The 21,968-nt window shown below is 72.9% G+C and carries 22 protein-coding genes; 4 read left to right on the forward strand and 18 right to left on the reverse strand.

All coding sequences use genetic code 11. The annotated features are described in order from the left end of the window. Positions 1–21 precede the first annotated feature (21 nt). Entirely contained in the window at positions 22–1,521 is a 1,500-nt protein-coding gene (locus ACIBG4_RS18245; RefSeq protein ID WP_397202736.1) for a serine/threonine-protein kinase, read from the forward strand. A 12-nt stretch (positions 1,522–1,533) separates the two neighbouring features. Here the strand turns inward: ACIBG4_RS18245 and ACIBG4_RS18250 are convergent, their stop codons facing one another. The 11 genes from ACIBG4_RS18250 to ACIBG4_RS18300 all read right to left on the reverse strand — a co-directional run bounded on the left by ACIBG4_RS18250 (position 1,534) and on the right by ACIBG4_RS18300 (position 9,614). Next, a complete protein-coding gene (locus tag ACIBG4_RS18250; RefSeq protein ID WP_397202737.1) occupies positions 1,534–3,021 on the reverse strand; it encodes a cation acetate symporter in 1,488 nt (495 codons plus the stop codon). Beyond that, positions 3,018–3,470: a hypothetical protein gene (locus ACIBG4_RS18255; RefSeq protein ID WP_310711166.1), complete on the reverse strand. Its 453-nt coding sequence runs from the start codon at positions 3,468–3,470 to the stop codon at positions 3,018–3,020. The genes ACIBG4_RS18250 and ACIBG4_RS18255 overlap by 4 nt, the downstream gene beginning before the upstream one ends. Continuing rightward, a complete protein-coding gene (locus ACIBG4_RS18260) occupies positions 3,467–4,216 on the reverse strand; it encodes a LytR/AlgR family response regulator transcription factor (RefSeq protein WP_397202738.1) in 750 nt (249 codons plus the stop codon). Before ACIBG4_RS18260 ends, ACIBG4_RS18255 begins: the two co-directional genes overlap by 4 nt. 33 nt (positions 4,217–4,249) lie before the next feature. Continuing rightward, a complete protein-coding gene (locus ACIBG4_RS18265) occupies positions 4,250–5,428 on the reverse strand; it encodes a sensor histidine kinase (RefSeq protein ID WP_397202739.1) in 1,179 nt (392 codons plus the stop codon). A gap of 11 nt (positions 5,429–5,439) precedes the next feature. Beyond that, positions 5,440–5,886, reverse strand: coding sequence for an HIT family protein (locus ACIBG4_RS18270; protein ID WP_397202740.1), 447 nt, complete (start codon positions 5,884–5,886; stop codon positions 5,440–5,442). 9 nt (positions 5,887–5,895) lie between these two features. Continuing rightward, positions 5,896–6,678, reverse strand: coding sequence for a DUF1838 family protein (locus ACIBG4_RS18275; RefSeq protein WP_397202741.1), 783 nt, complete (start codon positions 6,676–6,678; stop codon positions 5,896–5,898). Between the two features lie 58 nt (positions 6,679–6,736). Further along, positions 6,737–7,165 carry a protease inhibitor I42 family protein gene (locus tag ACIBG4_RS18280; RefSeq protein WP_310711172.1) on the reverse strand — a complete coding sequence of 143 codons (429 nt, stop codon included), beginning with the start codon at positions 7,163–7,165 and terminating at the stop codon, positions 6,737–6,739. Then, positions 7,162–8,097, reverse strand: coding sequence for a YihY/virulence factor BrkB family protein (locus ACIBG4_RS18285; protein WP_397202742.1), 936 nt, complete (start codon positions 8,095–8,097; stop codon positions 7,162–7,164). The genes ACIBG4_RS18280 and ACIBG4_RS18285 overlap by 4 nt, the downstream gene beginning before the upstream one ends. After that, the gene (locus tag ACIBG4_RS18290; protein ID WP_397202743.1) at positions 8,094–8,915 is read right to left on the reverse strand and encodes a DUF3618 domain-containing protein; all 822 of its coding nucleotides are present in this window, start codon (positions 8,913–8,915) and stop codon (positions 8,094–8,096) included. The genes ACIBG4_RS18285 and ACIBG4_RS18290 overlap by 4 nt, the downstream gene beginning before the upstream one ends. Then, on the reverse strand, positions 8,912–9,292 hold the full coding sequence (locus ACIBG4_RS18295) for a phage holin family protein (RefSeq protein WP_310711175.1): 381 nt from the start codon (positions 9,290–9,292) through the stop codon (positions 8,912–8,914). Before ACIBG4_RS18295 ends, ACIBG4_RS18290 begins: the two co-directional genes overlap by 4 nt. A gap of 142 nt (positions 9,293–9,434) precedes the next feature. Further along, positions 9,435–9,614 carry a hypothetical protein gene (locus ACIBG4_RS18300; protein ID WP_397202744.1) on the reverse strand — a complete coding sequence of 60 codons (180 nt, stop codon included), beginning with the start codon at positions 9,612–9,614 and terminating at the stop codon, positions 9,435–9,437. Positions 9,615–9,737: 123 nt separating this feature from the next. Here ACIBG4_RS18300 and ACIBG4_RS18305 point away from each other — a divergent pair, with 123 nt between their 5' ends. Beyond that, the gene (locus ACIBG4_RS18305) at positions 9,738–10,382 is read left to right on the forward strand and encodes a TetR/AcrR family transcriptional regulator (RefSeq protein ID WP_397202745.1); all 645 of its coding nucleotides are present in this window, start codon (positions 9,738–9,740) and stop codon (positions 10,380–10,382) included. Between the two features lie 86 nt (positions 10,383–10,468). Here the strand turns inward: ACIBG4_RS18305 and ACIBG4_RS18310 are convergent, their stop codons facing one another. Further along, positions 10,469–11,338, reverse strand: a complete 870-nt coding sequence (locus ACIBG4_RS18310; RefSeq protein WP_397202746.1) for an alpha/beta fold hydrolase — start codon at positions 11,336–11,338, stop codon at positions 10,469–10,471. A gap of 165 nt (positions 11,339–11,503) precedes the next feature. Between ACIBG4_RS18310 and ACIBG4_RS18315 the strand changes: the two genes are divergently transcribed. Continuing rightward, positions 11,504–12,316 (forward strand): hypothetical protein, encoded by an 813-nt coding sequence (locus ACIBG4_RS18315; protein ID WP_397202747.1) that lies wholly within the window; start codon positions 11,504–11,506, stop codon positions 12,314–12,316. A gap of 75 nt (positions 12,317–12,391) precedes the next feature. Here ACIBG4_RS18315 and ACIBG4_RS18320 read toward each other — a convergent pair whose 3' ends face one another. From ACIBG4_RS18320 to ACIBG4_RS18335, 4 genes are read right to left on the reverse strand one after another with little or no spacing between them, the layout of a single operon-like run. Further along, positions 12,392–12,736, reverse strand: a complete 345-nt coding sequence (locus ACIBG4_RS18320) for a hypothetical protein (protein WP_397202748.1) — start codon at positions 12,734–12,736, stop codon at positions 12,392–12,394. After that, the gene (locus ACIBG4_RS18325; RefSeq protein ID WP_397202749.1) at positions 12,733–13,281 is read right to left on the reverse strand and encodes a hypothetical protein; all 549 of its coding nucleotides are present in this window, start codon (positions 13,279–13,281) and stop codon (positions 12,733–12,735) included. Before ACIBG4_RS18325 ends, ACIBG4_RS18320 begins: the two co-directional genes overlap by 4 nt. Further along, positions 13,278–15,848: a DUF6493 family protein gene (locus ACIBG4_RS18330; RefSeq protein ID WP_397202750.1), complete on the reverse strand. Its 2,571-nt coding sequence runs from the start codon at positions 15,846–15,848 to the stop codon at positions 13,278–13,280. The genes ACIBG4_RS18325 and ACIBG4_RS18330 overlap by 4 nt, the downstream gene beginning before the upstream one ends. Positions 15,849–15,896: 48 nt before the next feature. Beyond that, positions 15,897–16,610, reverse strand: coding sequence for a trimeric intracellular cation channel family protein (locus tag ACIBG4_RS18335; RefSeq protein WP_397202751.1), 714 nt, complete (start codon positions 16,608–16,610; stop codon positions 15,897–15,899). Between the two features lie 145 nt (positions 16,611–16,755). On the opposite strand from ACIBG4_RS18335, the gene ACIBG4_RS18340 reads away from it, so the two are divergent. Beyond that, complete coding sequence (locus ACIBG4_RS18340; protein WP_397202752.1) at positions 16,756–18,018, forward strand: amidohydrolase; 1,263 nt, start codon at positions 16,756–16,758, stop codon at positions 18,016–18,018. 82 nt (positions 18,019–18,100) lie between these two features. On the opposite strand, the gene ACIBG4_RS18345 is transcribed toward ACIBG4_RS18340, so the two are convergent. Both ACIBG4_RS18345 and ACIBG4_RS18350 read right to left on the reverse strand, forming a co-directional pair. Further along, positions 18,101–19,039 (reverse strand): diacylglycerol kinase family protein, encoded by a 939-nt coding sequence (locus ACIBG4_RS18345; RefSeq protein WP_310711187.1) that lies wholly within the window; start codon positions 19,037–19,039, stop codon positions 18,101–18,103. An 84-nt stretch (positions 19,040–19,123) separates the two neighbouring features. After that, positions 19,124–21,778 (reverse strand): immune inhibitor A domain-containing protein, encoded by a 2,655-nt coding sequence (locus ACIBG4_RS18350; RefSeq protein ID WP_397202753.1) that lies wholly within the window; start codon positions 21,776–21,778, stop codon positions 19,124–19,126. Positions 21,779–21,968: the final 190 nt, after the last annotated feature.

The raw sequence follows: 21,968 nt of genomic DNA on the forward strand, positions 1-21,968 counted from the left end.
GGCACGGCATGATAGGGCGCGATGAATGGGCATCTATCCCCCGACGCGACCAGCGCGCAGCGGCGCACCATCGGCCCGTACGTCCTGGACCGCAGGCTCGGCGAGGGCGGCATGGGCATCGTGTACCTGGCGCGCGACGGCGCCGGGCGGCACGTGGCGCTCAAGGTCATGCGGCCGGAGCTGGCCGCGCGCGAGGAGTTCCAGCGGCGCTTCCGCGCGGAGGCGGAGGCCGCCCGGCAGGTCGCCCGGTTCTGCACCGCGGCCGTGCTGGACGTCGGCCTGGACACGGTCGGCCCGAACACGGGCGGCCCTAACACGGGCGGCCCTGACACGGTTGGCCCTAACACGGTTGGCCTGGACACGGGCGCCGGCGGGGCGCAGGCGTACATCGCGACCGAGTACATCGACGGCCCCGACCTGTCAGCCGTGGTGGAGGCGCAGGGCCCGATGAGCGGGTCCACGCTGGAGGCCCTGGCCGTCGGGGTGGCCACGGCGTTGTCGGCCATCCACGGGGCGGGCGTGGTGCACCGCGACCTCAAGCCGTCGAACATCCTGCTCAGCCCCGTGGGACCGCGGGTCATCGACTTCGGCATCGCCCAGCTCGCCGACACCCTCGCCGGGCAGGGCGACACCGGCGTGGTGGTCGGCACACTGCCGTACATGTCGCCCGAGCAGGGCCGCGGCGAGCGGGTGACCGCGGCGGCGGACGTGTTCGCGTGGGGGTGCGTGGTCACCTACGCCGCCACGGGTCGCCCGCCGTTCCCCGGCCGGAGTGACGCCGAGATCCTCTACCGGGTCGCCCACCACGTGCCCCGCCTGGACGGCCTCGACGAGCGGCTGCGCCCCCTGGTCGAGCAGGCCCTGGACAAGGACCCGGCGCGCCGCCCCACCGCCCAGCAGCTCCTCGACCGGCTGCTCGGCCGCGAGAGGGTGACGGCGGAGGCCGCGACCCGGCTGGTGTCCGCCGGCTGGGACGTGAGCGTGCCCGTCCCGCGTCCCGTGACGGCCCGGCCGCCCCGCCGGTGGCTGGTGCCGCTGCTGGTCGCGGTGACCGCCGTGGCCGTATCGGCGGCCGTGCTGGCCCTCACGCTGTACGGCGGCCGGGAACGGCCCGGCGGCGGCGCAGCCACGGTGGGCCGCGATCTCCAGGTGGACGGGGTCAAGCTGCACATCGAGGTCGCCTCGCTCACCCGTGAGGGCCGTACCGTCACCCTCCAGTGGTCGGTGCGGAACGCCGGCGACAAGGCCTGGAACCCGTGGACCGCCTTCGGCACGGAGCCGGGCAGCAAGTGGCAGTACAACAGCACCGCCGGGGTGATGCTGGTGGCCCCGGCGACCGGCAGGAAGTACGGGCCGGTGACCGAGGGCGACACCTGCTCCTGCAGTCCCACCGGCAACCCCCTGCGGCCCGGCGACACCGCGCCCTACTACTCGCTGTTCACCGGGGTTCCCGAGGACGCCGACCGGATCGGCGTGCAGATCCCCAGCGTCGGCTACTTCGCCGACGTCCCCATCGAGTGAGCGGCACAGGGGTCAGGACGAGCGGGGACGCCAGTCGCCGCGGTCCAGGTTGAGGTCCTCGGGGGTGTGCAGGCGGACCATGGTCCTGGCCACGCCCGGCGGCACCCGGTGCGGCGTGAGGAACGAGACGGCCACCATCACCACGAACGCGATCGGCACCGTCCACGCCGCCGGCTGGGCCAGCAGCGCGTTCGCCGGCCCCTCGTACGGACCGCCGACGATCGTGACGAGCACCGCCGCGCAGGCCAGCCCGCCGCCCACGAACAGGCCCGCCAGCGCGCCCGTGGTGCTGAGCCGCCGCCACCAGATGCCGAGCACCAGCAGCGGGCAGAACGAGGAGGCGGCCACCGCGAACGCCAGCCCCACCACGTCCGCCACCGGCAGCGCCCTGGCCTGGAGCGCGAGCGCGAGCGGCACGGCCACCGCCATCAGCGTCGCGATCCGGAACGAGCGCACCCCGCCCTTGAGCAGGTCCTGCGCGATCACCCCCGCCACCGACACGGTCAGGCCCGAGGACGTCGACAGGAACGCGGCGAACGCCCCGGCCGTGACCAGCGCCGTCAGCAGCTCGCCGAGCGTGCCGCCGACCATCCGGCCGGGCAGGGTGAGGACGACGGCGTCGGTGCGGACGAGGTCGGGCGCGTACAGCCGGCCGAGCCAGCCGTACAGGGCGGGCAGCAGGTAGAAGGCGCCGAGCAGCGACAGCACGACGAGCGTGGTGCGGCGGGCGGCCCGCCCGTCGGGGTTGGTGTAGAAGCGCACGAGCACGTGCGGCAGCCCCATGGTGCCGAGGAACGTGGCCAGGATCAGCGAGTACGTCGAGTACAGCGCGTACTCCTTGCCCCCGGCCAGCGGCACCTGCCAGGTGGCGGCGTCCTGCGGGCTCAGCGGCGGCGCGCCGCCCGCCCGCCACGCCATGAGCAGGAACACCAGCGGCACGGCCAGCGCCGTCAGCTTCAGCCAGTACTGGAACGCCTGCACGAACGTGATCGACCGCATGCCGCCGGACAGCACGTTCACCGCGACGACCGCCGCCACGAGCAGCCCGCCCGCCCACCGCGGCGCCCCCGTGATCTCCCGCAGCACCAGGCCGGCGCTCTGGAACTGCGGCATCAGGTACAGCCAGCCGATGAGGACGACGAGCACGCTCGCGGCGCGGCGCACGGCCATCGACTCCAGCCGCGCCTCGGCGAAGTCCGGCAGCGTGTACGCCCCCGAGCGGCGCAGCGGCGCGGACACGAGCACGAGCAGCACCAGGTAGCCGCCCGTCCAGCCGACCGGCAGCCACAGCATGTCGGCGCCGAAGGACAGGATCAGCCCGGCCACGCCCAGGAACGAGGCGGCCGACAGGTACTCGCCGCCGATGGCGGAGGCGTTCCAGAGGGGGCTGACCGTGCGGGAGGCGACATAGAAGTCGGAGGTGGTGCGGGAGACGCGGATGCCGAACGCGCCGATGAGCACGGCCGCCACGACGACGAGGAGGACGGCGGCGAGGCTCACGGGCGTTCGACCAGGTCCGCGAAGTGGCGCTCGTTGCGTTCGGCCTGCCGCACGTACAGCCAGGCCCCGATGACGAAGGCCGGGTAGATGAGGCCGGCGAGCACCGCCCAGGGCAGCGGGACGCCGAGCAGCTCCGCCTCGCGCAGCCGCGGGATGAGCAGGAACAGCAGCGGCAGGCCGCACACCACGCAGCCCAGGACCGTGCAGACGAACAGCGCCAGCCGGAACTGGGTGCGCAGCAGGGAGCGCATGTACACCTCGCCGAGGTGGGTCTGCTCGTCGATCTCCCGGGTCGCCGGGTAGCGGGGCCGGCGCGCGGCGGCGGTCCGCGGGCTGGTCACGGCCACCCGGCGCGGCTGCTCGCCGCGCCGGGCCGGGCGCGGGGTCTCGGGGTCGCGGCCCGTCCGGCGGGCCCCCTGCGGGCGCGGGGTCTCGGGGTCGCGGCTCATTCGGCGCGTCCCCTGCGGGCGCGGCGGACGAGCAGGTCGCGCAGCTCGCGGGTGTGGCGGCGGCTGACCGGGATCTCCGTGTCCCCCACCCTGACCGTGCAGCGCCCGGAGTCGATGTGCAGCTCCTCGATGTGCTTGACCGCCACCAGGTGGCTGCGGTGCACCCGGACGAACCCGGCCGAGGCCCAGCGCTCCTCCAGCACGGCCAGCGGGATGCGCACCAGGTGGCTGCCGGTGGACGTGTGCAGGCGGGCGTAGTCGCCGTGCGCCTCCACGTAGACCACGTCGGTGCTGGAGACGAACCGGGTGACCCCGCCCAGCTCGACCGGGATGGTGTCGGACTCGCCGCCCTCGGCGGGCACGTCCGCCGAGACCGCGACCCGCCGGATCGCCTCGGCCAGCCGCTCGGGGCGCACCGGTTTGAGCAGGTAGTCCTCCGCCTTGATCTCGAACGCCTCGATGGCGTGCTCCTCGTACGCGGTGACGAACACCACGCGGGGCGGGTTGGCGAAGCGCGACAGCAGCCGGCCCAGCACGACGCCGTCCAGGCCGCGCATCCTGATGTCCAGGAACACCGCGTCGATCGGCCGGCCCTCGGCGATGGCCCGGTCCAGCAGGCGCAGGGCCGCGGCGCCGTCACGGGCGGTCGCGACCTCCCCGATGCGCGGGTCGGCGCGCAGCAGGTATGACAGGTCCTCCAGCGCGGGCAGCTCGTCGTCGACCGCGAGAACCCTGAGTTGCGCCATAGACAGTGATAAAACCGACAACTACCGACGCGGTCAACGGGCCGAGACGCCGGGGTGATACTTCGGCAACCTGACGTTGACCTTCGTGCCCGCGCCCGCCCCCGTCTCGACGACGAGCCCGTACTCGTCCCCGTACACCTGGCGCAGCCGCTCGTCCACGTTGGCCAGCCCGACGCCGCCCGCCGGCGCGACCTCGCCGGCCAGGATGCGGCGCAGCCGCTCGGGGTCCATGCCGAGGCCGTCGTCCTCGACGCTGATGCGGCACTCCGCGCCGCCGTCCTCGGCGATGATCGCGATGCGGCCGACGCCGTTGCGGCTCTCCAGGCCGTGGCGTACGGCGTTCTCGACGAGCGGCTGCAGGCACAGGAACGGCACGGCGACGGGCAGCACCTCGGGGGCGATGCGCAGGGTCACCTGGAGCTGGTCGCCGAAGCGGGCGCGTTCGAGGGTGAGGTAGCGGTCGATCGAGCGCAGCTCCTCGGCCAGCGTGGTGAACTCGCCGTGCCGGCGGAAGGAGTAGCGGGTGAAGTCGGCGAACTCCAGCAGCAGCTCGCGGGCCCGTTCGGGGTCGGTGCGGACGAACGAGGCGATGGTGGTGAGCGAGTTGTAGATGAAGTGCGGTGAGATCTGCGCGCGCAGCGCCCGCACCTCGGCCTCCATGAGCAGCGTGCGCGAGCGGTCCAGCTCGGCCAGCTCCAGCTGCGAGTCGACCCAGCCCGCGACCTCCTGGGCGGCCTTGACCAGCCCCGCCGAGGCTTGGGGGCCGTAGGCGGCCAGCGCGCCGACGACCCGGTCGTCGGTGGTGAGAGGTACGACCACGGCATGCCGGATCGGGCACTCCAGCAGGTCGCAGTCGACGGCCAGCACCTGGGTCCGGCCGTCCTTGAGCGTGGCCCGCGCGTGCTCGAACGCCTCCCCGGCGTGGTGCTCCCCCGCGCCGTCGTACACCAGCAGCCGCTCCCCGTCGGTGACGGCCACGGCGGAGGAGCCGAGCAGCGCGCGCAGGTGCCGCGAGGCCCGCTCGGCGCCGTCGGCGGTCAGCCCGGCGCGCAGCGGCGGGCCGGCGAGGGAGGCGGTGTGCAGCGTCTCGAACGTGGCCCGCTCGGCCGGGCTGGTGCCGAGCTCCCGGCGGCCGCGCATGACGCGCCACAGGACCAGCCCCGGCACGCCCACGAGTGCCGCCGCCACGGCGACGGCGACGAGGTACTCCACACCGCGCGAGCCTACTCGGGAGACCCCCAGGGCCCGCCCTGGCCCTGGGCGAGAGCCTTGGCGACGGCGTCGGCGTACGAGCGGGCCTCCTCGTCGGAGTCGTACCTGGTGCGCGGCCAGAAGAAGCCGCGCAGGCCGTCCTTGCGGTTGCGCGGCACCACGTGGACGTGCAGGTGGGGGACGCTCTGGCTGACGTGGTTGTTCATCGCGACGAACGTGCCGGCGGCCTCCATGGCCTCCTCCACGGCGCGGGCCACGGCCTGGACCCGCTCGAAGAACGGCCCCACGTCGGGCAGCGGCAGGTCGGCGAGCGTCTCGGCGTGCCGCCGGGGCACCACGAGCACGTGGCCCTTGAACAGGGGCCTGGCGTCGAGGAAGGAGACGGCCACCTCGTCGGCGCGCACGACGAACGCGGGCCGCTCCCCCGCGACGATCTCGCAGAACAGGTCGGTGCTCACCGGCCGACCCTACCCGCCGGCCACCTCGGCGGTCCCGGCCGCGTCCCGCCGGGGCCGGCCCGCGCCCCGCAGGTGGTCGCGGAAGTCGGTCCAGCTCGTCATGTTCGGCGCCGACCACGCCTCCGGGGCGCGCAGGAAGCGCTCGCCGGCGAAGCGGGCCAGCCGTCCGGGCACCTCGGTGACCTTGCCGCCCCGGCAGTGGTAGACGAGCGCCCCCTCGCGCTGCCCCATCGCCATCCACGGCAGCCACGGCGACACCCGGCACCACGAGAACACGCAGGGGACGTCCGCCACGCCCGAGTCCAGGTCGGCGGCGCGGGCGAAGAACTGGAACAGCTCCATCGCCCGGTAGGTGTCGCCCGCCGAGTGCTCGGGGAAGTCGGCGACCGGGAGCGGCGACGGGTAGGCCAGGCGCACGTCCACGTTGTAGACGACCTGGTCGCCGACGCGGGTGAACGGCACCGCGCGGTCGCCGAGCGGCTGGTTGACGGGGTCGTTGAAGACGTGCCGCACCTCGACGCTCTCGCCGGTGAACGGGTTGTCCCAGGTGGACAGGGCGTCCCGGGTGACAGGGTCGAGGTAGGCGGCGGCCTCGCGGGTCAGCAGCCGCCAGCCGGCGTCGCCGCGTTCGGCGCGGGCCACGTTGAGGCCCTCGAAGCCGAACAGGTGGTGCGGGCCGTCGTCGCGCCGCCAGCCGTACACGTCGCCGGTCCACCAGGAGATCGTCTCGGCGCCGTCCGCGGCGGCGCGCACCCGTACGAAGTCCCTGCCGTAGTCGCTGCCGTTGTCCATGCCCGCAGCCTCCCCGACCCGCGCCTCCGGATCAAGGACACGGGCGCCCCCGGACGGGTCAGCGGGGGGTGACGGTGAGGTCGAAGACCGCCTCGCCGGAGCGCAGACGGCTCTCCTCGGTGGGGGGCGACGTCGCGCCGCCGCAGCGCCAGCAGTCGTACAGCCTGACGCTCGTCGTGCCGGGCCGTTTGGTGTTGAACACGAAGTAGGCGGTGCCCGGGGAGCCGTCGCGCCGGCGCTCCTTGCTGATGTACGAGGCGACCCGGGCGTCGGGCACTGCCTCCAGGGTCCAGCTGTCGCCCGCCGCCGGGTCGTCGGGCACCGCCAGCGAGAACCGCTGCCCCGAATGCAGCTCCACCGGGACGGTCGCGCCCTTGGCGCCCTTGAAGATCACGCCGAGGTCGCTGACCGCCGCGCCGCCGCCGCATCCCGCGACGACGGCGGCGGTCAGCACCACGAGCAGGGCTGAGGCCGGCCGACGCTTCACTCAGGCAGCGTATCGGGCTCGGGCGCGTCCCGGGGCTCGGCGTACGGCTCCCGCTCCACGGGGCTGCCCTCGGCGATGGCGCGCTCCCTGATCAGCTCGGCGTCGAACTCGGCGCCGAACAGCAGCGCCATGTTCGACAGCCACAGCCAGATGAGGAACACCACGACCGCCGCGAGCGTGCCGTACGTCTTGTTGTAGGAGCCGAAGTGGCTCGCGTAGAGCGCGAACCCGGCCGAGACCATCACCCAGAGAACGACCGCGAGCAGCCCTCCGGGGCTGATCCAGCGCACGCCCGGCTGGCGCACGTTGGGCGCCGCCCAGTAGAGCACCATGATGAGGCCGGCCGCGATCAGGGCGAGGACCGGCCACTTGACGATGTTCCAGGTGGTCACCACCGCCCCGCCCAGTCCCAGCGCGCGCCCCGCCAGGTCGGCGAGCCGGCCGGTGAGGGTGACCGCGATCGCCCCGACCGCGAGCAGCACGGTCACCAGGACGGTGAGGCCGATCCGCAGCGGGGTGGTCTTCCAGAACGGCCGGCCCTCCCCGATGTCGTAGATCGCGTTGCAGGCCCGGATGAAGGCCGCGATGTAGCCGGAGGCCGACCACAGGGCCACGGCCAGGCCGACGAGAGCGAACACGCTCGCCGACCCGACCCGCTGGACGCCCGCCACGCCCTGCGTGAGCAGGTCGCGCACCTCGGCGGGCGCCACCACGGCCAGGTTGCCCACGATCACCGCGGTGTCGTCGCGGCCGAGCAGGCCGAACAGCGACACCAGCACGATCATCGCCGGGAAGATCGACAGCACCGCGTAGTAGGTGAGCGCGGCGGCGAGGTCCTGGACGTTGTCGTCCTTGAACTCGATGAACGTGCGCTTCAGCACGCTCCACCAGGCTCTGCGCGGGAAGTCGGTGGGACGTTCGGGAGCGCTCACCTGTGCCGGTCGCGCCTCATGACGCGGCGCAGCACGAACACGGCGATGGCGCCCGCCGCGACCACCAGCAGCGCGGGCCGCCTGCGGGCCTGCGTGGTGACCTTGTCGGCCGCCTCCTTCACCTGGTCGGGCGTGACCTCGCGGACCTTGGTCGTGACCGTCCCCGCGACCTCACCGGCCTTCCCCGTGACCGTCCCCGCGACCTCACCGGCCTTGGCCGTGACCGTCCCCGCGACCTCGCCGGCCTTGGCCGTGACCGTCCCGGCCACCTCACCGGCCTTGCCGGTGACCGTGCCCGCCATCTGGCCCGCCTTGGCCTTGGCGGTCTCGGCCGCGTCACCGGCGCGGTGCTTCACGTCCGCCTTGTGCGCCAGCTCGGCCACGGTGTGGCCCAGCTGTCCGCGGGTCTCCTCGATGCGCTTACGCACTCGTCCCTCCTCGTCGTCGTCCTCGCCGTCCCGGCCGTCCCGGCCGCGACGTCCCGTCGTCGTCTCGCGCGCCTGCCCTGAGCTCGCGCCCGTGCCCGTACCGGAGCCGTGCCGGGCTTCCGGTGTCACCTGCTGCGGGCCCTGGGAGCGGGCTTCCCCCTCGCGGCCCTCGATGGCGTCCGTGCGCTCGTCACGCACCAGCGGCTCGGGGTCGAACGTCTCGTGCTCCGCCCGGTCCTCCTCGGCCTTGAGGGCGTTCTCCGCCGCGCCGGCCCGCGTCTGGGGCACGTTGATCGACTCCTCGTCGGTCGGCATGCCCACGGTCGTCCTGTGGGCGCCGACGTCCCCGGCGTGCTGGCCGCTGCTGTATCCGGGATCCGTCTCGCTCATCGCCGCACCTTCTCCTTGACCACGTCGATGTCGGCCTTCACACTCTCGATGGCCTCGCTCGGCATCGGAGGCTTGGCCCGTTCCACCTGCTTCTTGCCGACCAGCCCCACCACGGCCGCGATGACGAACAGCGCGCCCGCCACCACCGCGGTGGCCGCCCACGCGGGCATGACCAGTGCCAGGAGCAGCGCGACGGCGGCGACCAGCGCGGCGCCGCCGAAGAACGCGAGCATTCCCGCCGCACCGAACAGGCCCGCGCCGAACCCGGCGTGCCTGCCCTTCTCGGCCAGCTCCAGCCGCGCCAGCCGCAGCTCGTCCTTGACGAGCCGGGTGACCTGCTCGGACAGATCATTGACCAGTTTGTGGGTCTCGTTCACGTCCTCGCCTCCTCTGACGAGGAAGGCGCCTACCCACCGGATCGCCCTTCTATCACGGGCGTTCGGCCACGCCCTGGAGCGCGGCGCAGCGGATCACGGGGCCGCGGCTGCGTGACGGCGGCCCCGTCGGCTCAGCGGCCCCTCAGCGCCTGGCGGCGGCCTTCAGGAGGTGGCCGATGACGGAGACGATCGGCGACTTGATCGGCGACTCGGGGACGTCGCACCAGTCGGCCGGACGCTCCGGCTTGCTCCACGGGGACGGGAGCTCGCACGAGGGAGCCTGCGGCTCGGGCCGCTCACACCACGATCCGGGAGGGTTCATACGTTCACTGTACAACCGGCCCATGATCATGCCCCGCCTTGACCGTACGACCGTCCACAAACCGTACGATCGTCCACTTATTATGGGACGACGTGCAGGGCACGGCGATCGGGAGGAGCGGGGATGGCGGGCACACGCGTCGACAGGCGCGTCGAGCGGGGCAACGAGAGCCGCCGGCTGGTCCTGGGCCATGCGGCGAAGGTGGCTTCGGTGGAGGGCCTGGAGGGCCTGTCGCTCGGCCGGCTCGCCGGGGAGCTCGGCCTCAGCAAGAGCGGGGTCTTCGCGCTCTTCGGCGCCAAGGAGGAGCTCCAGCTCGCGACGGTCCGCGCGGCCGCCGAGGTGTACGTCGACCACGTCGTCCGCCCGGCCCTGCGGGCGCCGGCCGGGCTGGGCAGGGTGTGGCGGCTGTGCCAGAGCTGGCTGGCCTACTCCGAGCAGCGCGTCTTCCCGGGGGGCTGCTTCTTCTACGCCGTCGCCGCCGAGTTCGACGCGCGCGAGGGCGCGGTGCGCGACGCGATCGCGCGGGCCCAGGCCGACTGGGTCCGCTTCGTCGAGCAGACGATCACCGAGGCACTGGACCTCGGCGAGGCGAAGCGCGACACCGACGTGCCCCAGCTCGCCTTCGAGGTCATCGCCCTGCTCGAAGCGGCCAACGGCCTGTCGCTGCTGCACGGCGACCCGGCCTGCTACCGCCGCGCCGCCACGGCCGTGCTGAGCCGGCTGCGCGCCGTCGCCACCGACCCCTCCGCGCTGCCCGCCGCCCCCTGACCCGAGCGACTCCGGCCCAGCCCACCGGGCGGGCTGACCGGGCGGGCTGACCGGGCGGGCTGACTGGCCGGGCTGACTGGGCGGGCTCACCGGGCGGGCTGGCGATCCCTCTCGGGGGCCACGAAGTCCAGCACCGTCCGGACCACCTCGGGGTCGCCGAGCATGCGGCGGTGGCCGAGCCCCCGCGTGGTGATCAGCCGGGCCTGCTCCCCGTACGCGGCGACGACGCGGCTCGCCTCGGTCGGCGTGACCATGTCGTCGTCCTCGTCGTGGAGGACCAGGATCGGGACGCGCAGCTCCTCGGGGCGGTCCAGCACCGAGAAGCGGGTCCAGATGGCCGGCTCACCGGGGAAGAGGTCCCGCTCGATCCGGCCGCGCAGCTCCTCCTTCACCGGCTCGGACAGCCCGAGCTTGGCGCAGAACGCGTCGAGGAGGTACGCGAAGTCCACGACGCCGCCGAGGGCGACCACCCGCTCGGCCCGGACCCCGTGCCGCAGCGCGAAGAACGAGGCCAGCACGCCCAAGGAGTGCGCGACGACGGCGTCGAAGTCGCCGTAGCGGTCGTGCAGCCGGGTGATGATGTCGCGGTATTCGAGGATGGTGGTGGTCCGGCCGGTGGCCTCCCCGTGGCCGGGCGCGTCGAAGGCGACGACGCTGTGCCCGCGCCGCAGGAGGCCGGGGATGAGATCGGCGCAGCGGCTGCCCCGCGACTGCCAGCCGTGCGCGAACAGGACCGGCCGCGTGCCGTCGCCCCAGAGGTAGGTGACGGCGGTCTTGCCGTTGACCTCCAGCGAGCCGGTGCGCGCGGCGGCGACAATCTCCCGCTCGCCGGGCCGCAGTCTGCCGCGCGCGAGCGGCGCCCGGAACAGCGCGAAGGCCCCCGCCCCGGCCAGCCGGGCCGAGACCCTGGACACACCGTTGAGCGCGGTCCCGACGACCGCCACACTGGATCCCATGCCGACTCCCCTGTCCCATTGGCCGATGGCGAGATATTAGCACGACCGTGCGTGCTCTTTTATGTCCACCGGCCGAAGCCTGCGGCCGGCCGTCCGCACGCGCATGTCCGCGTCCCGGTGATGCGCCAGAATGAATGATCATCATTCGGACAGAGGAATCCCCCCGTGAAGCACCTCATCGCCGGCGTGAGCACCGTGGCCATGACCGCCACCCTCCTCAGCGCCGCGTCCCCTCCCGCGCACGCCGCCGCGGCGGCCGACCCCGTCAAGGCTCTGCAGCGTCAGATGGTGGCCGGGAAGGGCGTGCGGTTCACCGACGTCACGTCCTACGTGGCGTTCGACGGCAGGACGCCCTACCTCCGGCGCACCGGCACGCTGCAGTTCGGCAGGACCGGGATCGTCGCTTCGGACATCACCGCGAAGCCCCTCGAAGCACCCGGCGTCCCAGGAGGCCTGACGGCTCTCGCCGAGCCGGAACGGACGATCACCGTCGGCAGGAAGAGCTACAACACCGCCGCTCCCATCTACGGCGACCTGCCCAAGGGCAAGACCTGGTTCGTCCCCAGGAAGAAGGTGACCAACGGCATGAGCGGGAGGTACGGCCAGGTCGTGAATCCCGCCGAGCCCGCGACGCTCAAGGCGCTGATCAGTGGCGGCAGGCGGGCGGGGCGCACCTACTCCGGCCACATCACCCTCGCCAGGCTGTGGAAGATCTCCCCCTGGTACCGGACCACCGTGCTGGTGGAGGAGAAGGGCGACGACGCGCTGGAGTACAAGCTCACGCTGGGATCCGGCGGCCTGCCCGAGCGGCTCGTCACGTCGTACCCGGCCACGGCTTTCCTCGTCCCCGCCGTGGCGGGAGAGGACAGCATCGCCGTCGAGACCCGCTACACGGGATGGGGCAGCCGCGTGCGCATCACCCCGCCCCCGGCCGCCAAGGTGTACACCGCTCCCTCCCGCGGCGAACGCCGTAAGTGAGCACGGCCCGGCCGGCGCGCAGGACCTCGTCGCGGCGCGTCGCGCGCGACGAGGCTCCCTCCCCGGCACCAGGCTTCAGAAGCCGATCAGCTCCGGCGCCCCGGTGACGCGCCGCAGCATGCCGGGCAGAACGGCCGCCAGCCGGGCCGTCATCCCGGGCGGCATGTCGAGGCGCACCTCGAAAGCGGTCTCGGTCTCCAGCGCGTCGGCGGCCTCGGGGGTCAGCTCCAGCCGGAGCACCTCGCCGTCTAGCGTGATGGAGCGCATGCCCCCACCGGTGCCACGCGTGCCCCCGCGCGACGCCCAGAGGGCGTTCGCGGAGCAGCCCACCAGGAGGCACTCCGGCTCGTCCGCCTCCCCCGTCAGGTAGACGTCGTGCAGGTCGGGCTCCTGGTGATGCTCGAAGAGGTGGGCGGTCATGGCCGTGGCCGGGCGGTAGGCCAGCTCGCCGGTGATCGGCGCAGGCGGCGGGGGCGGCGGCTCGTGGTCGCTGTGGTGGTGCCGGCGGTGGCGGCGGTCGCCGTACGCGGTGGGCAGCGCGATGGGCACGGCGGTGGGGAGCGCGGCGAGCAACCAGCCGGGGGTTCCTCGTGGGGAAACAGGGTCAGCTCCGCCAGCGCCGCCCGCGCCGGCACGTCCGCGAACGGCGGCGCGGAGGAGTCGACATGGCCGGTGTAGCCCCTGCTCCCGGCTGTGAACTCCAGCTCGCAGGTGAACCAGGTGCCGGCATCGGCTCGGTAGGACAGCTCGCGCAGCCGCTGGAACTGCTCGTCGACGCCCTCGGCGGCGACCTCGCGGCCGTCGCAGATCAGGGTGGTCAGCGCGTGCGCGCCGACCTGGGTACGGCGGACGGTGAGCCGCGACCAGCCCGGCGGGGCGGCGGCGCGGGCCAGGTCGCCGATCGCCATCCGCGTGCGGTGGCCCTCGTCCGGCCGGGCGGGCCAGTTGTGGCGATGGGACATCATGATCGTCCTTCCTGGGCGGAGCCGCCGGTGAGCCGGTCGTGCAACCGGCGGATCTCGCGGAGCACACCGCTGTTCCCCTTGCGGGCGGCCATGTCGCGTACCTCGGGGATCTCGCCGTGCGCGCCGCACCACTCGGCGGCCACGACGGCGAGCCTGACGAACTCGGCCAGGCCGTTGTGCGGGCGCCCGCCGGGAGCGGGCAGCAGCACGGGCAGCGCCGCGGCGGCGATCCGCCACACGGAGGCGTGGGCGCCCCGCCTGGCCGCGGTGTCGAGCGCGGCGACCATGTCGACCATCCTGACCTCTCCGCTCGCCACGAGGAGCCCGGCCTGGCGGCCGATCTCGGAGGCGGGCAGCTCGTCCCGCGCGGCGGCCTCCAGCAGGACGTCGACCGACTCGGGCATCCGCGGGTCGCCCAGGACGCGGGCGAGCACCACCGCGCACGCCGCACCGGCCGGCCCGTCTGCCCGGACGAGAGCACGGGCCTGCTCCGGTCCGACGGAGGGAGCGCCCCAGTGGCGTGCGAGCACGTACGGCATCAAGTAGGCGGCGGCGACCTCGCGGTGCGAAGGCAGGGTGGAGGCCCACCAGTCGCTGTGCTGTGCCCCGGACGAGTGGCGGGGGACGCCGAGCATCAGGTCCACCAGCGGCAGGCCGGTCGGCTCAACGCCGGCCTCCACCACCGGACGCGCGGTGTGGTGATGACCGCGGTCGTGCCAGTCGTGGTCGTCGCCGTGGTCGCCGCAGGTCCACCCCAGCTTGATCCCGACCTCCGGGCACGTCCACCCGGCGACGATCCGGCCCGCGGCGGAGGTCAGGCGAGCCGCCCGCTCCGCCACCCCGGGCTCGGAGACGCGTGGCAGCCGTAGCAGCGCCTGCTGAAGGTCGGCGGCCGGCGGCTTGGCCCCGGCCGCCTCGACGACCTCCAGCCGCCGGACCAACTCGGCCGCCGCCACGTGTCCCGTGCTGTGCGTGGGCGTGGCGAGCAGCAGCGGGGGGAGGGTGTCCTGCTCGACGGCCCGGAGGATCTCGGCCACGCGGTGCAGCAGGAGCCGGTGCGGCGCGGGCAGGCGGGTCTTCGGCATGAAGCGCCGCCAGGCGTCCCGGACGGGCGCGGTCGCGGTGAGGGAGTGCATCGCGCCCTGGAGCCACTCCTCGGCCCGTTCCCAGCTCTCCCCGTGGTACGCCCCGGTATACGCGTCGATCATCAGCGGCCGTAGCGCCGCCTTCATGCCTGCCCGGTCACGGGACGCGAGCGTGACGAACCCGGCCAGCAGCCGCTCCCACGCCTGCCACGAGTACGTCCCTTCCGCGCTCGACCGGACGAACTCCTCGACGGTCTCGATCGGGGGTTCGACGCCGCGGACGCGTTCGGCCGGGCCGGGCGGCGACGGTACGAACGCGGGCTCGGCCTCGGCCACGCTTCCCCCGAAGACCGCGGCCGCCCGGTGGCCGGGCTCGGGCGCGAGCAGCTCGATCGCCTCCCGTACGGTGGCGCGCCCCTCCTCGCTCATGCCCTCCGCGTGGGCGAGGGCCAGCCCGACGGCCGTCTCCTGGAGCTCGATGGAGTCGGCCCCGAACGCGCGGGCCAGCGGCGCGGCCACCATGGCGGCCAGCGCGGGCGTGTGACGGACAGAGCGGTCCAGCCACGACAGCCCGGCGCGCACCAGCTTGCGCTCGGAGCGGAACAGCAGCGAGTCCCACGCCTCGGCGAGATCGTCGGCGCCGAGGCCGTCGCAGGCGCGCAGGCGCTTCATGGCCAGTTCGGCGACCGGACCGGGCGATGCGGGCAGCAGGCGCAGATAGTCGCGGGCGCGGGAGGCCGTCTCGGTGGGAGAAGGGCTCAGAGCCTCGTGCAGATGGACGAAGAACCGCAGGTCTCGTGCTGTGCCACCGAGCAGGAAGCGGCGCACGCAGCCTTCGATCAGTGCCTCGCGCTTCACGCGGCCCGCCTCGGCCAGCTCCGTCAGAGCGCCGAGCCAGCCCTCTTCAGGGTCCTTCTCCCACTGGAGCACCCGCCCCACGCCCTGGGCCTCGAACAGCCGCGGGAGCAGGTGGTCGAGCAGCGGGTCGTCGCCCGGTCGCGACGGCCCGCGCTCCACCCATCCGGCCACCAGCGGGTCGTGCGGCGGCGGCTCGACGCCGGTCTCGCGGAGCAGGGCCAGGGCGAGCGCCATGCCGCGGTCGTCGGAGGCGCGGATGCGCAGCACCAGCCGCTCGGCCAGGTCGGCACGCCAGGCGGCGGGCCGGTCCGCGATCACCGTGAGGATGAGGTCCACGTCGTTGTCGGGGCCGGCCCATTGCGGCGCGAAGTCGCGCCGGTACAGCCAGGACGCCACGGCCGCCGCGCCGCCGAAGGTGGCGGCGCCCGCCACCCGCAGCACTGGCGCGTAGTGGACCAGGCCGTCGTCCCACTGATCGAACCAGCCCCGCAGCTCCTTGCGCAGTGCCGGTAATCGGGCCGCGACGTCCGCGCGGGCCACGTCGTCCAGTGCCTTGACCCGCTCGGCGAGCCGGTCGGCGTGCCGCTTCTCGATCAGCTTCCTGATCTCGTCCCAGTGATCCATGGCGGGGACAGTAACCAGCGGTGCCGACACTTCTGGGTACGGCGGCGTTCAATCGGTCCGGTCGCCGGGGTCGGGCTTCTGCCTCCGGCGGCGCCGGCCGGGCAACGGCGGGTGGGCGATCCTGCCCATGACGTCGCGGGGCTGCCACTCCAGGCCCCCGGGCAGGTTCCAGCCCCGCCAGTAGGCGATCAGCCGCAGGACGAACCCCGTCAGGACGCCCAGCACGGTGCCGACCACGGTGGGCGCCCCCAGAGCAGAGCACACCACCTGGATCGCGGCGACCAGGACGGCGACCGAGGCGTACAGGCCGTTGCCGCCGAACACCGCCGGGACACGCTGCACCATCAGGTCACGGGTGGCTCCGCCGCCGACGGCGGTGACGGTCCCCAGGAGGACGGCCGGCAGCCAGGCGAGCCCGGTCGCCAGGGTGCGCTGCGCCCCCGCGGCGGCCCACACGCACAGCGCGATCGCGTCCAGCACGTAGAAGAAGCGGCTCCAGTCCTCCTCGGTGAACGCCAGCAGGAACGCCACCACGGCCCCGGCCAGAGCGATGGGGATGTAGAGCGGGTTGGTCAGGGCAAGGGGCGGCCCGTGCTGGAGGAGCACATCGCGGATCAGGCCGCCACCGAGCCCGGACACCGTCCCGATCACCACGTACCCGAACAGGTCCAGCTCGCGCCTGCGCGCCACCGACCCACCGAGCAACGCGTTGATGAACACCCCGATCAGGTCCAGCACGGTCGTGATCGTTTCGATCCGCACAGGCAGGAGCGTAGAGAGCACGGCCGGCGCGGACGGCAGGGCCGCCTACGGCCTTGCCGAAGCCATTGCCGGTCCCTGACCTGATCGAGCGGCCACGGCGGAAACATCCCTGAGCGTCACCCACGGCGTGGATGGGGAGCAGCCGATGTCAGGCGGGAAGACGAGCGCGAGCCGGGTGCTGGCCGAGCTGGACACGATCCGGGCGGACCTGGAGGACTGCTACCGCGACGTGCACGCCCATCCCGAGCTCGGACACCAGGAGAGGCGCACCTCCGCCAAGGTGGCCGGGCGGCTCCGGGCGTGCGGGTACGAGGTGCACGAGCACGTCGGCGGCACGGGCGTGGTCGGCGTGCTGGTCAACGGCACCGGCCCGGGGGTGCTGTTCCGCGCCGACATGGACGCCCTGCCGATCAAGGAGCGGACCGGCCTGCCGTACGCGAGCACGGCCACCGACGGCGACGGCCGGCCGGTCATGCACGCCTGCGGCCACGACATGCACGTCACCTGCCTGCTCGGCGCGGCGCGGCTGCTGGCCCAGGTCAAGGACGCCTGGAGCGGCACGTTCATCGCGCTGTTCCAGCCCGCCGAGGAACCCGGTGACGGCGCCGACCGCATGATCGCCGACGGGCTGACCGACCGTGTCCCCCGTCCGGACGTGTGCCTGGCCCAGCACGTCCTGCCCTATCCCGCCGGGCGGGTGCTGACCCGGCCCGGGCCGACGCTGTCGGCCGCCGACAACTACCGGGTCACCGTGTACGGGCGCTCGGCCCACGGCTCGGCCCCGGACAAGGGCGTCGATCCGGTGGTGATGGCCTCGATGCTCGTGGTCCGGCTGCAGACGGTCGTCTCCCGCGAGGTGGCCCCGCTCAGCCCGGCGGTGCTCACCGTGGGCAGCATCCACGCCGGCACCAACCCCAACAACATCCCGGAGTCGGCCGAGATCCAGCTCAACGTCCGCACCTACGGTGACGACGTCCGCCACCAGATCGCGGACGCCATCACCCGCATCGCCAAGGCCGAATCCGCCGCCTCGAACTCCCCCAGGCCGCCCGGCATCGACCGCTTCGGCAGCTTCCCGCCCACCGTCAACGACGAGAAGACCACCGAGACGATCACCACCGCGTTCTCCGGCTTCTTCGCGGACCGGGCCGGGGCGCTGGACCTGCAGACGGCCAGCGAGGACTTCAGCGAGATCCCGAAGGCGTTCGGCGTGCCGTTCACCTACTGGGGCATCGGCTGCGTGGATCCGGCCGCCTACGAGGCCGCGGCCCGCAGGGGCACCCTGGCCACCGACATCCCGGTCAACCACAGCGCCGCCTTCGCACCCGTCATCCAGCCCACCCTGGACACCGGCGTCCAGGCCGCGGTGGTCGCCGCCCTCGCCTACCTCGGCACCGAACAGGAGTGACGTTCGAGGAGCCGGCCGAGAACGGTCCCGGCTCCACCTGGAACGGTGAGCCAGCCGCCTTACCGGCCCGGCCCCGCGCGGGTCAGCGGTCCTCGAAGGAGGCGGGGACCATGACGCGGACGCCGTTGGGGACCACGCGGAGGCGGATCGGGGTGCGCAGCCGTACCTCCCCGTCCACGTCCGCCGCCATCGGCGGGTCGGTCTCCAGCAGCATCTCGCGGCCCACGACGAAGGGACCGCCGGCGAGGCTGCGCCAGCGGCCCGTCGTGGCGCGGGCCAGCGTCTCGCCGAGCAGCCGCAGCTTCTTGCCGGACCCGAGCTGGTAGGCCACGAGCATGCCGTTGTCGATGCTGATGTCCTTGGCGACCTGCCAGCCGCCGTGGAAGCGGCCGTTGGCGATGTTGAGCTGGTGGGTGAGCAGCTCGTGCCGCTGGTCGTCGACCGTGATGTAGGCCCGGAAGGGCCGGTGCCCCGGCAGGACCGTGAGGGCCGTGAGCGGGTAGGCGGGGCGGCCGAGGATGCGCTTGAGCCACGGCTTGACCTTGCCGGCCACCTCGACCGACACCCCGAAGCTGGCCAGGTTGGCGAACGGCCGGTCGTCGGCCATGCCCAGGTCGATGTCGGCGACCTTGCCCGTGTCGAACACCCGGATCGCGCCCTGCAGGTCGAGCGGCAGGCCGAGGCTGCGGGCGAAGTTGTTGGTGGTGCCGAGCGGCAGTACGCCGAGGGCGACGTCGCGGTGGGCGACGTGGCGGACGGCGGAGGAGAGCGTGCCGTCGCCGCCGCCGACGATGAGCAGGTCGGGGCGGGTGGCGAGCGCGGTGTCGAGCAGCTCGCGCAGCCGCTTGGGGTTGTAGACGCCGATCTCGGCCAGCGGCTCGAACCCGAGGTCGTGGAGCTGCTCGATCACCTCGACGTAGTGGCGCCGGCCACGGCGCGAGCGAGTGTTGATCACCACCGCAACGCGACGGTCCTTGCGGATCGCCTCGGTGTGCTCGGCCTTGGTGCGCAGTTCGCTCATGGTGTCCCATCGTAGGGCCGCCGGTCGCCCCGGCGGCCCTACGGACAGGGCCTGCAGATCCGGCCTACAGGGACAGGCCGGGAATCACTTCTTCGGCGGGATCACCTGGACGACGGCGCCCAGGTTGCCCGGCAGCGGGGAGACCAGCTTGAACTGGACGCCCAGGGCCTTGCCCTCGTCGCCGGGGTTGCCGGTGCCGAGCTTGTGGCCGTTGCCGAGGTCCGTGCCGTACAGCTCGGTGGCGGGGGTGCCGTCGAGGTGCACGACGCGGGTGCTGTACTGCTGGTCGCCCTTGGACGGCACCACCGTGGAGGCGTCGAAGTCGCGGTAGTACAGGCTGCCGTTCTGCACCTCGAAGCCCGGGTACCAGGTCTTGGCGTCGGTGAAGGCCGGCACGCCCTTCAGCGCGGGGACGTCCGTGCAGTACTCGCTGAACGGCTCGCCCGCGGCCTCCAGGCACTCCTTGAACGGGTACGTCTTGCCGAAGGAGAAGGCGGCGTTGGACGACTGCGAGCGGCCCTCCATGTTCTTGTGCCGGGTCGGGTCCTTGGCCGCCGCCGTGCCGGTGCGGCGCAGCGGGTCGTAGTGGGAGTCGACCACGAGGAGGCTGCCCTTGGAGCCGATGCTCGGCGACAGCTCCAGGTTGTTGGCGATCGAGTTGTTGGTGAACGTGGAGTCGCGGTACCAGATCAGCAGGCCGGGCGCGTTGTACTTGACCTTCTGGACCTTCCACGCGCCGTCACGCGAGTACGTGCTGTCGTAGGCGAACTGCAGGCCCTTGTCGAACCCGTCGAAGTTGCGCCACTCGGCGAGGTAGAAGCGGGAGACCTCGCGGGAGCCGTTGTTGATGGTCCAGCCCTGGCCGCTGGTGTTGGTGAAGGTGCCGCCGGTGGCCTTCCACCCGTTGTCGCCGTTCTCGACGTCGTCGCTCCACACGGCGGTGCCGCCGTTGGTGAGCTGGAAGTCGTCGGCGTGCCAGCCGCGCGGGGTGAAGGCCGCGTCGCTGTTGTATGTCAGGCGGAGCTTGACGCTCTTGCCCGCGAACGGCGTCAGATTGACGTAGTCGTGCCGCCAGCCGTTGGTGTTGCCGGTGAGGCCGTACTTCTTGTTGCCGAACGTCTTGAGGTTCTTGTTCGGGTCCGGGTAGTCCTCGGCGGTGGTGACCTCGTTGCCCGCCTCGTCGTACACCTTCTGCTGCGCCCAGGTCTGGCCGCCGTCGGTGGACACCTCGACGAAGCCGAAGTCCCAGTCCTCCTCGATCTCGTAGTTGTTCCACATCCAGAAGCGGACGTCGGTGCCGGCGGGGACGGGCACGTCACGGGTGAGGTGGACGTTGGCCCATTCCTGGTCCATGCCGGACCACCACGCGTTGGCGCCGCTGTGCGGGTCGATCATCTTCAGCGGCGTGGAGGCGAGGTTGACGCGGACGCCGTCCTCGGTGAGCTTCGGCGTGCGCGACGACTGGCCGACGGTCACGAGCTTGGCGGCGTCGCCCGGCTCGAACACCTTCGGGTTGGCCCAGCCGAGCACCCACTTGTCCCAGAGGCCCATGTGGGTGGGCATCGACTGGAAGATCGGCCCGGAGTGGGAGCCGCTGGACATGAGGTCCCAGAAGTCCACGGCCGAGCTGGCGGCGCCGCTGGTGTCGTACAGGTCGGGCAGGCCGAGGTCGTGGCCGTACTCGTGGGCGAAGACGCCGACGCCGGAGTCCTCGGGCTGCACGATGTAGTTGGAGATCTTCTTGTCGGTGCCGGGGACCTGGTAGCCGCCGGCGACCGCGCTGGAGTGCGCCCAGATGGCGTACGTGCCCTCGGCGCCGCCGTCGGAGGACTTGTCCTTGCCGGCGTGGACGAGCACGAGGTGGTCGATCACGCCGTCGGGCTCGGCGTAGTTGCCGTCGCCGTCGGCGTCGGAGACGTCCTCGACGTCGTAGTCGGCCCAGGGGAAGCTCGGCTGGGTCTGGGAGAGGACGTTGACCGCGTCGATGGCGAGCTGGCCGGCCCCGGTCGGGTTGTCGGGGTGGCCGGACATGTCCTGGGGCGCGCCGCCGCAGGCCGCCGCGCCGTACCACGCCTCGGAGTGCGGCGCCTTGATCCAGCCGACGGCGGAGCCGGTGACGGAGTAGGCGCCCTTGGACATCTCCTCGTACATCTTCTTCATCGTGAAGCCGGAGATGTCGATGCCGGGCTTGCCGTCGCGCGGGTCCTTCAGGTCGGGGCGGACGCGCTCGGTGATGCCCTTGTCGGTGTAGAGCATCTTGTTGAAGTGCTCGGTGCTGAAGTCCTTGACCCAGAACGAGTTGTTGTCCTGGTGCGGCAGCGTGGCCGGGTCCGGGATCTTGTTGTGCAGCGGGCCGTTCTTCAGGGTGCCGGGCGGCTCGACCACGCAGTCGTCGGGGGCGCTGTCCGGGGTGGCCAGCCGGTTGAAGCCGGAGAAGTCGTCGTTGGCGTTCTCGTTGAACTCGACGAGCAGCGTGAGGAGCTTGGCGGTCTTTGACTGCTTCGCGTTCTTGAAGATGAATTCAGCGGGGTTTCGGCCCGTCTTGATGGCCTGCTGCTCGCGCGCCGCGAGGACGCGGGCGGCGGCGGGATTGCCCTCGATGTACTTCCGGTCGGCCTTCTGCGCCGGCGACTGGGCGCGGGCGCGCCTGCTGTTCGGGGACGGCGGGTCGCCCGGCTCGGGCTCGTCGCGCGGCGGCGCGTAGTTGATGTAGTAGTCGGCCGCGGTCGGCTCGTACACGGCCGCCGACGCTGCGGCCTGGGAGGTTGCCGCGGGGACTGTGAGCGCGGCAGCGAGCAGGGCCGCCGCCGGCATGGCTGTTAACAGGCGCTTCGTGCTGGGCACCAGGAACCCTCTCTGCCCGGGATCGCCGGGCGCATGGCCTTGGGGTGTGCAATGCCGGACGTTAGAGGGTGAGTAAAGCGGACGT

The organism is Nonomuraea sp. NPDC050383, from assembly GCF_044459125.1.
GTDB lineage: Bacteria > Actinomycetota > Actinomycetes > Streptosporangiales > Streptosporangiaceae > Nonomuraea.